A 12,873-nucleotide genomic window follows, 5' to 3' on the forward strand; every position below is an offset into this window, starting at 1 on the left:
ATCGCAGTGATCACGAGCGCGACATGGCCGGCGTGATCGAACACCGGGGCGGCGAAGGCGTTGACGCCGGGTAGGGGATCGCCGATCGCGCGCGCGAGCCCGTGGCTTCGGACCTCGGCCAGCATCTCCGTCGTCTTTGCGCCGATGGTCTCGCGTTTCGGATTGTAGCCGACGCCGAGGCGATCGAGGCCGCTTTCGAGTGCGGTCTTGACGGCGTTCGGCGGCATGAAGGCAGCGAAGGCACGGCCGGTCGCGGTCTCCAGCAGCGCCACCACCGATCCGACGCGCATCGCGATATGCACGGGATGGCTCGGCTCCTCGAGCCGCACCACGGTGGCGCCGTGGGTGCCCCAGACCGACAGCGACACCGCATGATTGATGCTGTCGGCGAGCGCGGCGATCCTGGGAGTCGCGATCCGCACCGCGGAGAGCCGGCGCAAGCTGATCAGGCCGAGCTCGAGCGCCAGCGCGCCGATCTCGTAACGGCCGGTGGTCTCGTCCTGCTCGATCAAGCCGATGCGCGAAAAACTGACGAGATAGGGATGCGCCTTGGCCGGCGGCATGCCGGCTTCGCGCGCGAGGTCGCGCAGCATCATCGGCTCGCCGCTGCGGGCGAGCGCGCGAAGCAATTCTCCGCCGACCTCGATCGACTGTATGCCGCGGCTTTCTCTCGTCATCGCGTCCTGCCAACTCTCCGACAACGTCCTTATACGGCGAGAAACCCTCCGTCGACCGGCATGGTCACGCCGTTCACATAAGACGCCAGCTCCGACGCCAGGAACACCACCGGTCCGACCAGCTCCTCTGGCTGCCCGACGCGGCCGAGCGGCGTGCGGCTCACAAATCCGGCCAGCCGGGCAGGGTCGTTGCGGGTTGCTTCGGTCATCGCTGTCTCGATCACGCCGGGCGCGATCGCGTTGACGCGGATGCCGTCGGCGGCAAGCTCGCGGGCGAGCGCCTGAGTCAGGAGCTTCACGCCGCCCTTGGACGGCGCGTAGCCCAGCGTGTCGGCAACGCCGAGGAAGGAGGCGATCGAGCCGAGATTGATGATCGCGCCACGGGTCTCGCGCAGCGCCGGCAGGAACGCGTGGGTGACGTTGAAGGTGCCGGTCAAATTGACGTCGAGTACCCGCCGCCAATTGTCCTGCGCCTGCGGCGAGTCGATGCCCTCGCGGATGATGATGCCGGCATTGTTGACCAGGATGGCGATCGGCCCAATGTCTCGCGAAATTTGTTGCGCCAGCGCGTAACAGGCCTCGACATCGGTCACGTCGAGGTCGAAGGACCATGCCGCGCGGCCGCGCTCGCGGATGTCGGCTGCGGTTTGCTCGGCGCCGGCGCGATCGATGTCGGTCACGACAACGTCGGCGCCGTGGGCCGCGAGGCCGAGCGCGATGGCGCGTCCATTGCCGTGCGCCGCTCCGGTGACCAGCGCGCGCTTGCCGGCAAGCAGGTTCGGCAATGTGCTCATGCCGCGCTTCGCTCTGCCGCTGCGCCGGCGATGTGCTTGCCTGCGATGTAGCCGAAGGTCAGCGCGGGGCCGAGCGTGATGCCGGCGCCGGGATAATTTCCGCCCATGATGCTTGCCATGTCGTTGCCGGCGGCATAGAGGCCGGCAATCGGCTGGCCGTCGGCATCCAGCGCGCGGGCATTGGCGTCGGTGCGGATGCCGGCATAGGTACCGAGATCGCCGATCACCATCCTGATGGCGTAGAACGGCCCGTGCTGGATCGGTGCGATGCAGGGATTGGGGCCGTGCAGCGCATCGCCCTGGTAGCGATTGTAGGCGCGCGAGCCCTTGCCGAAGGCGGGATCGCGCCCCTCGGCCGCGGTCGTGTTGAATTCGGCGACGGTTGCCTCGAATGCCCCGGCGTCGATGCCGGCCTGCGCGGCGAGCTCTGCGAGCGTCGTGCCGCGCTTGAGATAGCCAGTCTTCAGATGATGGCCCAGCGGCATCGGGCGCGGCGGCACGCAGCCGAGGCCGTATTTGCGCAACGTCTCGTGATCGCAGACGAGATATGCCGCGATCTCTTCGCCGGGCTTCGCTGCCTTGATCATCGCCTGCACGAAGTCGTGGTAGGAATTGCCTTCATTGGCAAAGCGCTTGCCGTCGCGCATGACAGCGATCACGCCGGGCTTGGCGCGATCGATGAAATGCGGCATCACGCCCTTCGAGCCGTCCTTGCGGGTGGTGACCGAGACCGGCACCCAGGCCGCGGCATTCGGCAACGAGTCGTCGACGCGGCCACCGGCGGATTCCGCGAGCCGCAAGCCGTCGCCGGTGTTGCCGGTCGGTCCCGGCGAGTAATGTTCCTTTCCCGTGGGCGCATGCGGAAACATCTTCTGCCGCCGCGCGACGTCATGCGGGAAGCCGCCGCAGGCGAGCACGACGCCGCGTTTGGCGTTGATGCGGACGGTGCGGCCCTCGCGCACCACGATTGCGCCGCGCACCACGCCGTTCTCGACAATCAACTCGCGCACCGGTGAGTTGAGCCAGAGCGGGATCTTGAGGTCGAAGGCGGATTTCGCCAGCCGTCCAGCCAGCGCGTTGCCGTTGGTCAGCGTCATGCCGCGGCCGTTGCGCACCACGTCAACGGCGTGCTTCGACAGCCGCTTGGCGACATAGGCGGCCGAGGTGATCGACCGCGTCGCGCGCATGAAATGCACGATCTCCTTGCCGGAGCCGAGCATCATGCCGAACACGGTGAGCTCGGGCAGGGGGCTGCCGAGATTCTTCAGGGCGTCGCCGAGCTCGTGAGCGTCGAACGGCCGCGTCACCATCGAGCGGCCGCCCTGCGCGCCGCCGGGCGCTTCGGCATGATAGTCCGGGAAGGTCAGCGGCATGTCGAAACGAACCGCGGTCTTCGTTGTGAAGAAGTCGACCGCCTTCGGCCCTTCGGTCAGGAACGCATCGACGCGCGCGGCGTCGAAGCTGTTGCCGGCCTCGTGGCGCAGATAGGTTTTGGCCTGGTCGGGGCTCTCTTCGATGCCCCAGGCCTTCGCGAGCGAGGTGCCGGGGATCCACAGCCAACCGCCGGAGCGCGCGGTGGTGCCGCCGAACCGCGGCTCCTTCTCGACGACGAGGACCTTCAGGCCGTGATGGCCCGCGGTGACCGCCGCCGACAGCCCGGCGCAGCCGGAGCCGACGACGAGTGCATCGCAGTGATATGTTTCTTCGTTGGCCACGCGATCGATCCTATTTCTTGAGCAGCGGGCACTTCGACTCGGAGACCGGACGAAACGCGTCCTCGCCCTTCACCGTCTTGATGATGTCGAGATAATCCCACGGCTCCTTGGATTCCGAGGGCTTCTTCACCCTCGCCAGATACATGTCGCGGATGACGCGGCCGTCCTCGCGCAGCTTGCCGCCGTGCACGAAGGTGTCCTCGATCGGAAGCTCGCGCATCTTTGCCATCACCTTCTGCGGATCGTCGGTGCCGGCAGCCTGGATCGCCTTCAGATAATGCAGCACCGAGCCGTAGACGCCGGTCTGGATCATGGTCGGCATCACATTGGTGCGGGCGAAGAACTTCCTCGACCAGGCGCGCGTCTTCTCGTCCATGTTCCAGTACGACGCCGTCGTCATATAGGTGCCCTGCGCGGCGTTGAGGCCGATCGCATGCACGTCGGTGTCGAACATCAGGAGGCCGACCAGCTTCTGGCCGCCCTGCACGAGGCCGAACTCGCCGGACTGCTTGATCGAATTGTCGGTGTCCTGGCCGGCATTGGCGAACGCCACCACATCGGCCTTCGAGCTTTGCGCCTGCAGTGCAAAGGAGGAGAAGTCCGCCGTGTTGGTCGGATGCTTGACGCCGCCGAGCACCTTGCCGCCCATCTCGTTGATGAAGCGCGTGGCGTCCTTCTCGAGCTGCTGGCCGAAGGCATAGTCCGCGGTGATGAAGTACCAGGACTTGCCGCCCTCCGCGATCACCGCCGAAGCCGTGACCTTCGACAGCGCGTAGGTGTCGTACGTGAAGTGCACGGTGTTCGGGCTGCACAACTCGTCGGTTAGCGAGCTCGCGCCAGGGCCGGACAGCAGCGCGATCTTGTTGCGCTCGCGCACCATGTTGTGCACGGCGATCGCGATGCCGGAATTGGGAATATCGACGACGGCGTCGACCTTGTTGTTGTCGAACCAGCCGCGCACGATCTGGACGCCGACATCGGTCTTCATCTGGTGGTCGGCGGAGATGATCTCGATCGGCTTGCCGAGCACGGTGGGGCCGAATTCCTCGACCGCCATCTTGGCCGCCTCGACCGAGCCCGGGCCGGAATTGTCGCGGCCCCAGCTCGACAGGTCGGTCAGCACGCCGATGCGCACGACGTCGTCGGAAACCTGGGCATGAGCGGCCGTCGTCATGACAGTGAGAATGGCTGCCGCCAAAACGTGTCTCATCGTTCCTCCTCATGGATATCCGCATTCTCTGGCGGGTCGATCCAGAGTTAGTAATTATCAATCTATTTGTCAATGACGAATTTTGATGTGTGAATGTTGTCACACAGTGCCCTCCTCGAATGCGGCGGCGCTTCACATTTGGTGAGCATACGCTTACATGGCTCATCCGGGATGGCGCTGCGGGGCTTCCAGCTCACGCCAGAGCTTGCGGCAGTACCAAGTCACTATGAACAGGGGAATTTTCGCGGACGGCGATGCGCTTCGCCGCCCGCGCGGAGCCAGCCTTCGTCGGGATCGGCTCTTGCGGGGGCGGTGCACGAAGAGCGTCGGCGGGCTGCGATCATAGACGGATCATGTTGAGACAGCTCTTCGCGCCGCAGCTCGTTATTCTCTACGTGCTGGCGGCCTCCACGCTCTACGTCCACTTCCGCGGCAAACAGCGGCTGCGCTTCGCCCGTCAGCTCGGCGATCACTCGACCTATCTCGCACCCTACAATGTGCTGATGTATGCTGGCTCCGCGGTGCCCAACACGCCGGTGATCCCGGTCGAGCAGTTTCCCGAGCTGAAGAAGTTGTCAGACAACTGGGAGACGATCCGCGACGAGGCGACACGGCTGTTCGACGAGGGCTTCATCCGCGCCGCGGCCAAGAACAACGACTGGGGCTTCTATTCGTTCTTCAAGAGCGGCTGGAAGCGCTTCTATCTGAATGGTACGACGACTTCCTGCCGTCGGCGCGGACGCTGTGCCCGCAGACGGTGGAGCTGCTCAATTCGATCCCGAACGTGCACGGTGCGATGTTCGCGATGCTGCCGCCCGGCGGCAAGCTAGGGGCGCATCGCGATCCGTTCGCCGGCTCCTTGCGCTATCACCTTGGCCTGGTGACGCCGAACTCGAACCAGTGCCGCATTCTCGTCGACGGCGTCGAATGCGTCTGGCGCGACGGCGAGGCCTTCATGTTCGACGAGACCTTCATTCACAGCGCCGAGAACAAGACCAGCGTCAACCGCATCATCCTGTTCTGCGATGTCGAGCGCCCGATGAAGTACGGCTTCATGACGGCGATGAACCGCTGGGTCAGCCACAACATCGTCAAGGCATCGGCGACCCAGAACGTCGACGGCGAGCATGTCGGCGCGCTGAACAAGGTGTTCGGCAAGCTGTACGAGCTCCACCTCGGCAGCCGCAAGGTCAAGGAATGGAACCGAAGCGTCTACTACACGCTGAAATATTCCGCGACCGCGCTGATCCTCGGCCTGATCGTGGTGTCGGCGTTGCGCTGATCGCGCACGGGCTCGCTACCTTGAATGCAAAAGCCCCGGAGCATGCTCCGGGGCTTTTTGTCTAAGACGTGACGCGCGAGCGCGTCAGTCGCGTTCGAAAACCTTGGCGCCGGGGTAGACGCGCCTGGCGTAGGCGACCACCCACTCGCGGTCCTGGGTTTCCAGGAACGGAGTTCGGATCTTGCACGACCCGACGATGAGGTGCCACAGGCCATCCAGCTTCTGAATGTTGACGATCATTTCAGTGTTCCTCGGGAACCTGCGTTCAAGTCGATATTTGCTGCCCGCGATAGTCGTGCGCTGCGCTCCCCGGAGCAGTGATCCCGATCACAGATTTCGCAACGCAAGTCGCGCCCACGATGAATCTGTTGCTGGTCGCGCCGGCACAGCGACGCCGACAGCAGTGCATCCGATGGAGCAGTCGGGAGTATAGGAATCACGCGCCATCGCTCTCTACTGTACGAGCGTAAACGCAGGGCATCACAAGGAATCGGTGAGCCTATACCAAGGTATGTTGTGACCGCGTTGATCCTCGGGCCGATCGTAATATGGGGGTTGCAGCGATCGGAGTGGCGCCGCTGCAGACGGGGCTGGTGAGGACGGGAAGCCACGTCTGACCGGCGAGCAACAATGCGTATTGCCTAGCTCAACAAGATTCACCCTGGCGCAGGCGTGGCGGAGCCAATCAATCGGCGCTACGTCTGCTTCTGACAGGTTTCGCGCCGATCTTTCACCGTCGCCCAAAAATACGTTTCGTTCCGATATTCGAACGAAAGAACGCCGGTAACTTCAAGGCCATTTTCCGCATCAACGTATCCGACCCGACATAGGTACTTGATCGTGTCCTTCACGATGGGCGGCCTTCGATAAATCGCGACGGGCTGTAGCGGCGTTATGGGCTGCCCCAAGTAGCTGCTGAACTTTGCCTCTGCAAAGTCTTTCAGTACGGAGCATTGGAAGCGAGCATTTGCCTGTCGATGGCCACTTGAACAGAGGTGAGCTTGCGATGCTGTCCCGATAAAGACCGCATTTTGTCTTCGTTCCGTAGATCTGATGGACTTGCTCTGGGCGAATTCGCGTTTGGAGGCGACCTCGTATGAACCGCCGGCAGTGTCAAATTTCAGTCGAATGATTGAGTTTGGATCGCAGATGTTGAAACACCAATTGTCGCTCATCAATGACGATATTTCCGGAAGCTGGTCGTGATGCGCTTGAGCTACCTCTGACTGAACGACTCTTGCAAGGAAAACCGCATCCTGCCTGGGCAGCTGATCCAGCGCGGCCAGAAAGTACCTGGTGTAAGCGGATGGCTGGTTCTTGTCGGCCGCGTCGCCGGATTCCTGTCCGGCTCTGGCCGAGTACATGATGAGATTTCCGGAAAGCGCTTTGATTGAAGTGAGCCCCTTGGTCTCTAGCCCGATCTGATTGTCCCGACACGCATCAAATATCCAAACCGACACTGCGGCTCGCTTCTTCACCAAGTCGGAACGCCACTTTTCGATCGAGAACAACTTGAGATTGGATGCATTGCTGCTGGCGGCCATGTCAGATCGACGGAAATCCCGGGCTACCAGGTAGTTCAGATTGTCGACGGCAACTCCATGGCCGGAAAAGTAAATGACGACGGCGTCGCCGGGCCTGACAGAGTTCACAAATGTGGCCCAGCGGTCGGTCAGCTTTCTGAATGTCGTATTTTCCTCGTCGACGAGCGTGACCTGCTGGTACGCAAATTTCGACAGTTGTTTGGCAACCAGACTGGCGTCGTTCTTTGGTCCCAACAGTCGCAACGCCTCGTCGTCATAGTTCGAAATTCCTACGACGAAAGCGCGTCGGACCGGCTCGGCCTGCGCAAGCCCGAGCGGATAGACGCTCGGGAGCAGGATGAATAACAGGCCCAGCAGCTTCGCGCGAGCGAAGGCCAGGCCGCGTGAACGTACGCTTCCCAGATCTTGGAGCATCAGACAGCTTCCCATGCGCCGGCTCAGCCAATTCGAGTTGGCTGAGCTCCTGTCGTCACGCTTTGCTATCGTTGATTGGGACGGCTTGGATCCGGATAAAGATAGATCTGCCTTCCATTCACCCTTACAACGGGGGTGATCAGCGCTTTCTTGCCCTGCGATTTTCCGCGAGCGTCCTTAACTGCATCGCATGCGGCCTTGGCAACTTGCCCAACCTGGTCAATCGATAGTTCTGCAACGCCTGGGAACATCACTGCTGCCAATTTCGCGACTGTGATCGCCGCCGGCAAATACTGGCAACCCGAATCAATCGCTCGCTGTGCATCGTTTGAATCGCAGCCGACCAAAAACAGCGAGCTGAAACCAGCAAACAATATGGCTCTAATTTTCATGGATTCCTCCTCCCCATATAGCCCAAGCTAAAACTGTCTCATTTTGGGGAGCCCCGCAAGTACAAGTTGAGTGGATTCGTGGGGAGAGGCCACGTATCTCTACGGTTGTCGCGCGCGAAAATGGGTGGCCGACCAATCCGCCATTCGACCAAGACCTGGCGGATGGTGCGTCGCTCATCCGCCAGACGATTTCTGCCTCGTTGCGGCTTACGGTTCCCGATTGGCGCCGACGCCGAGTGAACCGATCGCGTCGGAAGCGGCATCGATATCGGCCGCCGTGATCGGCTGGTCGACGATGAACAGATAGCATCCCGCCGAGACGACGCCGATCAGGGCGCCGACGACGAGCGCCGGCACGAACGAACCGGTCTTCTGCACGATCAGGCCGGTCACGGTCGGCGCCAGCGCGCCGCCGAGATAGCCGCCGAAGTTCTGCACCGAACCGATCGAGGCGGTGCAATTGGTCGGCACCGCGACCGAGCTCAACGCCCAGGCGCAGGTGCTGGTGACATAGACCAGGAACAGCGAGATCGAGATGAAGGCGATCGCCAGCGTGTTGCTCTCGACATAGGCCGCGGCCACCGTGCAGGCCGCCGTTCCGAGCAGCGAGATCGCGGCCGGGTAGCGCCGGCTCCTGAGCGGCTCGACGCCGCGGCGCACCAGGATGTCGGCGATGTATCCGCCAATGACGCCGCCGACGACACCGCAGGCGAACGGGACCGCCGCCGCCCATCCGGTGTATTTTACGCTCATATGGCGTTCGATCTCGAGATAACCCGGCAGCCAGGCGGTGTAGATCCAGGTCAGGTAGATGCAGCCGAAATAGCCGAAGATCATGCCCCAGGTGGTGCGGAAGCGGAACAGCTGCGACCAGTCGCGGAACGTGACCTTGGTGCGCTGGCCGGGAGGATCGCCCTGCGTCCGGTAGGCGTTCTCGTGAGCGGTGAGCGCGACCTGCTCGGGATTGCGATAGAGCGCATACCAGCAGGCGGCGACGACGAGGCCGGCGACGCCCATGATCACGAACATCGTGCGCCAGCCGAATGTCAGCATGAGGTAGGTCAGCAGCGGCACGGCGATGGCCGTGCCGAGCGATGACGCGCAATTGAAGACGCCGGTCGCAAGGCCGCGGTCGCGCTGATTGAACCAGTCCCGGACCACGCGCGCGCCGGTCGGGAACTGAGGGGCCTCGCCGATTCCGAGCAGGACGCGGGCCCCGAAGAACTGACCGAAACTCTGCACCAGGCCACCGATGAGTTGCGCGAGCGACCACAGGCTGAGGCCCATGGCGAGAAGCAGGCGCGGACCCAGCCTGTCGACCATCGCCCCGGTGGGGAGCTGTGAGAACGCGTAGGCCCAGAGGAACGCCGAAAGCAGATAGCCCATGTCGGCAATCGACAATCCGAGTTCCTCGCGGATCAGGGGATTGGCAACTGCGAGGGTCGCGCGATCGATGTAATTGACGACCCCTGCAACGACCAGCAGAGCCAGCGCGACGCGCTGAATTGATTTCAGACGTGGCGTCGCAAGCTCGATTCCCGACATGATTCGTTTTTCCTCACCTTTGATTTTGCCGGACAGTATCGGCGTGTGTCGTGTCGAACCAGAACGGAAGTTGCGCGGCCTGCGTTGCGAATTTGACATGGACAAAATGTTGTCTCGCGCTCCCGATTGCTCTCCGGCATGACGAGTGATCACGCGCTCGCGATGATGTGATCGGGCACCGTGCAACGATTCAAAGCCGCGGTGCGGCCGACCCACCCAATCCGGGCATCGGCGCCGGCTTCATCGCACTGTCATCAACGGCTGCGAGGCAATTGATCCGGCCGCATGGCCGGACAAGAACTTGGCGGACAAGAACTCGGGTTCCGGTCATGCGCATCGAAGTGCTACAGTCCTGACCGGCATCCTACCGAAAGGCCTTCTCATGTCCCAGTCCACTGCAGATTTCGCCACCACCGCGCTCAGCGGCTACGAACTGTTGGCCGATCCGCAGTTGAACAAGGGCACGGCGTTCTCCGAGGCCGAGCGCGAGGCGTTCGACCTGCACGGCCTGCTGCCGCCCAATATCCTGACGCTGGACGAGCAGGTCTCGCGCCGCCTCGAGGCGTTGCGCGGCTACGAGACCGACATCGAGCGCTATGCCTTCCTGCGCGAATTGCAGGACACCAACGAGACACTGTTCTACGCGCTCCTGGTCAGCAATCTGGAAGAGCTGCTGCCGATCGTCTACACGCCGACCGTCGGCGAGGGCTGCCAGAAATTCAGTCGGCTGTTTCGCAAGCGCGGGGGCTGTTCCTCAGCATTCCGCACCAGCACCGGATCGACCGCATCTTTGCCCATCCGCGCTTCGATCACGTCGAAGCGATCGTGGTGACCGACGGCGAGCGCATCCTCGGCCTCGGCGACCAGGGCGCCGGCGGCATGGGCATTCCGATCGGCAAGCTCGCGCTCTATACCGGTTGCGGTGGCCTGCATCCGGCGACCACGCTGCCGATCATGCTCGATGTCGGCACCGACAATCCCGACTGCCTGGCCGATCCGCTCTATATCGGCTGGCGCAACGAGCGCGTCCGCGGCCAGGCCTACGACGACTTCATCGAGGCGTTCGTCTCGGCGGTGGTGAAGCGCTGGCCGCGCGTGCTGCTGCAGTGGGAGGACTTTGCCAAGAACAACGCGACGCGGATGCTCGAGCGCTATCGCGACCGGCTCCTGACCTTCAACGACGACATCCAGGGCACCGCGGCGGTGGCGACCGGCGCCTTACTTTCTGCGATCAACGTCACCGGCGTGCCGCTCACCGAGCAGCGCGTCGCCGTTCTCGGCGCCGGCTCCGCCGGCTGCGGCATCGCCAGCCTGATCCGCGCCGCGATGGTCGATGCCGGCCTGTCCGAGAGCGAGGCGGCGAAGCGCTTCTTCATGGTCGACCGCGACGGGCTGCTGCTCGAAGGCATGAGCGGGCTCGCCCCGTTCCAGCTTCCGTTCGTGCAGAGCAAGCAGGCGATCGCAGGCTGGCAGCTAAGCCATCCCGACAAGATCGCGCTGCTCGACGTGGTGCGCAACGCCAGGCCGACCGTGCTGATCGGCGTCTCCGGCCAGGCCGGCGCGTTCTCCGAACCGATCGTCCGCGCGATGGCCGAGTGCAACAAGCGGCCGGTGATCTTCCCGCTGTCGAATCCGACCTCGCGCGAGGAGGCGGCGCCGGCCGACATCGAGGCCTGGACCGAGGGGCGGGCGTTGATCGGCGTCGGCAGCCCGTTCCCGCCGATCACCCGCGACGGCGCGCGCTTCAAGGTCGACCAGACCAACAATTCCTACATCTTCCCGGGCGTCGGCGTCGGCGCGCTCGCGGTCGGCGCCAGCCGGGTCAGCGACGGCATGTTCATGGCCGCCGCCAAGGCGCTCGCCAGCGTCTCGCCCGCCCGCAACAACCCGAAGCACAATCTGCTGCCGCCGGTCAGCGCGCTGCGCGAAGTCGCGCTGACGGTGGCGCTGGCGGTGGCGCTCCAGGCGCACAAGGAAGGACTCGCCAAGGATATTCCGATCGATCAGGTCGAGGCCCGCATCCACGCCAAGGTCTGGACGCCGCGCTACGTTCCGTATCGGCGCAGCGATCGGCCCTAGGGCAGGACACTTGCGTCCTGCCAGTCTCGCGCGCCTCGTACTGACGTGATCCGGCCGACGACGATGGCGCCGAGCCCGAAGCAGACACAGAGCGCGCAGACCGACGTCCATCCGCCGTGCGTCCAGGCAACTCCGGCAAGCGCGGAGCCTGCGGCTCCGCCGAGGAAGAACAATCCGGTATAGAGCCCGTTCAGGCGGCCGCGAATGTCCGGACGCAGGCAATTGACGGCATGCGTCCCAACGTCTGATCGCCGATCACGCCGAGATCGATGATGACCGCAGCCAGAACCAGCAGCAACGCGGCGCCGCGGTCCGTCGCCGGATCGAAGCCAAGTCGACCGGCACCGAAGATGAAGGCGAGACCGGATCCGGCGACCACGCAGATATGGGCAAGGCGTGTCGCCGTCTCGTCGAGACGCCGATCGGCGGCCCATCCGGCGACCGGCGCCACGATCGCTCCGCCGATGCCGGCGAGGGCAAACGCGCCGATCCCGATCTGTCCAAGCTCGAACGGAGGCGCTGCGAGCAGCAGCGGCACGCCGGTCCAGAAGGCGCCGAAAGCCCCCATGCACAACGCCTGGCACGCCGCGCGCTGCTGCAGCACCGGCTCGCTGCGCAGCACTATCCAGAGCGACGAGATCAGTTCGCGGAAGCTCAAGCGGCTGGCTTGCGAACGCGCAGGCACGATCAATGCGCAGGCGAGGCAGACCACCGCCAGCACAACAGCGTCGGCGAGGTAAGCTCCACGCCAGCCGAACAGGCTGGCCGTCAGGCTAGCGCTCGGTCGCGACAGCAGCACGCCGATCATCAACCCGCTCATGACCCTGCCGATCACGCGGCCGCGCGCTGCCGGCTCCGCGAGACCGGCTGCGAGCGGCACGACCATTTGCGTGGCGCTGGTCGTCAGCCCTACGACGAATGCGCTGAGCAGGAAGAGCGTCGCCGACGGCGAGCAGGCCGCGGCCGCCAGCGCAATGGTCCCGGCCAGCAGCGTCGCCAGCATGACAGAGCGCATCCGGAAGATATCGATCAACGGGACAAGCAGCACGAGCCCGGCGGTATAGCCCAGCATCGGCATCATGGCGATCAGGCCGGCTGCGCTTTCCGTCAGTCCGAACGAGGCGGCGATCGGAGCTGACAGAGACTGCGCGGCGAACAACGGCAAGACGATCACCGCGATCGCCGCGCTCAGTGCGGCGGTGAGAGCACTCTGCATCGTCG

The 12,873-nt window shown here is 63.9% G+C and carries 9 protein-coding genes and 2 pseudogenes; 2 read left to right on the forward strand and 9 right to left on the reverse strand.

The genetic code is table 11. The features are described 5' to 3' along the window. The 4 genes from ALC15_RS34440 to ALC15_RS34455 all read right to left on the reverse strand — a co-directional run. On the reverse strand, positions 1-677 hold a 677-nt coding region (locus ALC15_RS34440), incomplete at its 3' end, for an IclR family transcriptional regulator (RefSeq protein ID WP_050631178.1). A gap of 29 nt (positions 678-706) precedes the next feature. Next, on the reverse strand, positions 707-1,471 hold the full coding sequence (locus tag ALC15_RS34445; RefSeq protein ID WP_050631138.1) for an SDR family NAD(P)-dependent oxidoreductase: 765 nt from the start codon (positions 1,469-1,471) through the stop codon (positions 707-709). Further along, positions 1,468-3,186, reverse strand: a complete 1,719-nt coding sequence (locus ALC15_RS34450) for an FAD-dependent oxidoreductase (protein WP_200914722.1) — start codon at positions 3,184-3,186, stop codon at positions 1,468-1,470. The genes ALC15_RS34445 and ALC15_RS34450 overlap by 4 nt, the downstream gene beginning before the upstream one ends. Before the next feature lie 10 nt (positions 3,187-3,196). Continuing rightward, positions 3,197-4,396, reverse strand: coding sequence for an ABC transporter substrate-binding protein (locus ALC15_RS34455; RefSeq protein WP_050631140.1), 1,200 nt, complete (start codon positions 4,394-4,396; stop codon positions 3,197-3,199). A 353-nt stretch (positions 4,397-4,749) separates the two neighbouring features. Between ALC15_RS34455 and ALC15_RS34460 the strand changes: the two are divergent. Next, positions 4,750-5,678: pseudogene (locus tag ALC15_RS34460) on the forward strand (aspartyl/asparaginyl beta-hydroxylase domain-containing protein). An 84-nt stretch (positions 5,679-5,762) separates the two neighbouring features. Here ALC15_RS34460 and ALC15_RS44980 read toward each other — a convergent pair. The 4 genes from ALC15_RS44980 to ALC15_RS34470 all read right to left on the reverse strand — a co-directional run bounded on the left by ALC15_RS44980 (position 5,763) and on the right by ALC15_RS34470 (position 9,573). Next, on the reverse strand, positions 5,763-5,918 hold the full coding sequence (locus ALC15_RS44980; RefSeq protein ID WP_167350189.1) for a hypothetical protein: 156 nt from the start codon (positions 5,916-5,918) through the stop codon (positions 5,763-5,765). Between the two features lie 455 nt (positions 5,919-6,373). Then, positions 6,374-7,636, reverse strand: a complete 1,263-nt coding sequence (locus ALC15_RS34465) for a caspase family protein (RefSeq protein WP_050631141.1) — start codon at positions 7,634-7,636, stop codon at positions 6,374-6,376. 65 nt (positions 7,637-7,701) lie between these two features. Further along, a complete protein-coding gene (locus ALC15_RS43690; protein WP_128089663.1) occupies positions 7,702-8,028 on the reverse strand; it encodes a hypothetical protein in 327 nt (108 codons plus the stop codon). A 207-nt stretch (positions 8,029-8,235) separates the two neighbouring features. After that, on the reverse strand, positions 8,236-9,573 hold the full coding sequence (locus tag ALC15_RS34470) for an MFS transporter (RefSeq protein WP_094194307.1): 1,338 nt from the start codon (positions 9,571-9,573) through the stop codon (positions 8,236-8,238). A 382-nt stretch (positions 9,574-9,955) separates the two neighbouring features. Here ALC15_RS34470 and ALC15_RS34475 point away from each other — a divergent pair. After that, positions 9,956-11,652: pseudogene (locus ALC15_RS34475) on the forward strand (NAD-dependent malic enzyme). 190 nt (positions 11,653-11,842) lie between these two features. Here the strand turns inward: ALC15_RS34475 and ALC15_RS34480 are convergent. Continuing rightward, entirely contained in the window at positions 11,843-12,868 is a 1,026-nt protein-coding gene (locus tag ALC15_RS34480) for an MFS transporter (protein WP_244486383.1), read from the reverse strand. Positions 12,869-12,873: the final 5 nt, after the last annotated feature.

This window comes from Bradyrhizobium viridifuturi, from assembly GCF_001238275.1.
In the GTDB taxonomy this organism is placed as follows: domain Bacteria; phylum Pseudomonadota; class Alphaproteobacteria; order Rhizobiales; family Xanthobacteraceae; genus Bradyrhizobium; species Bradyrhizobium viridifuturi.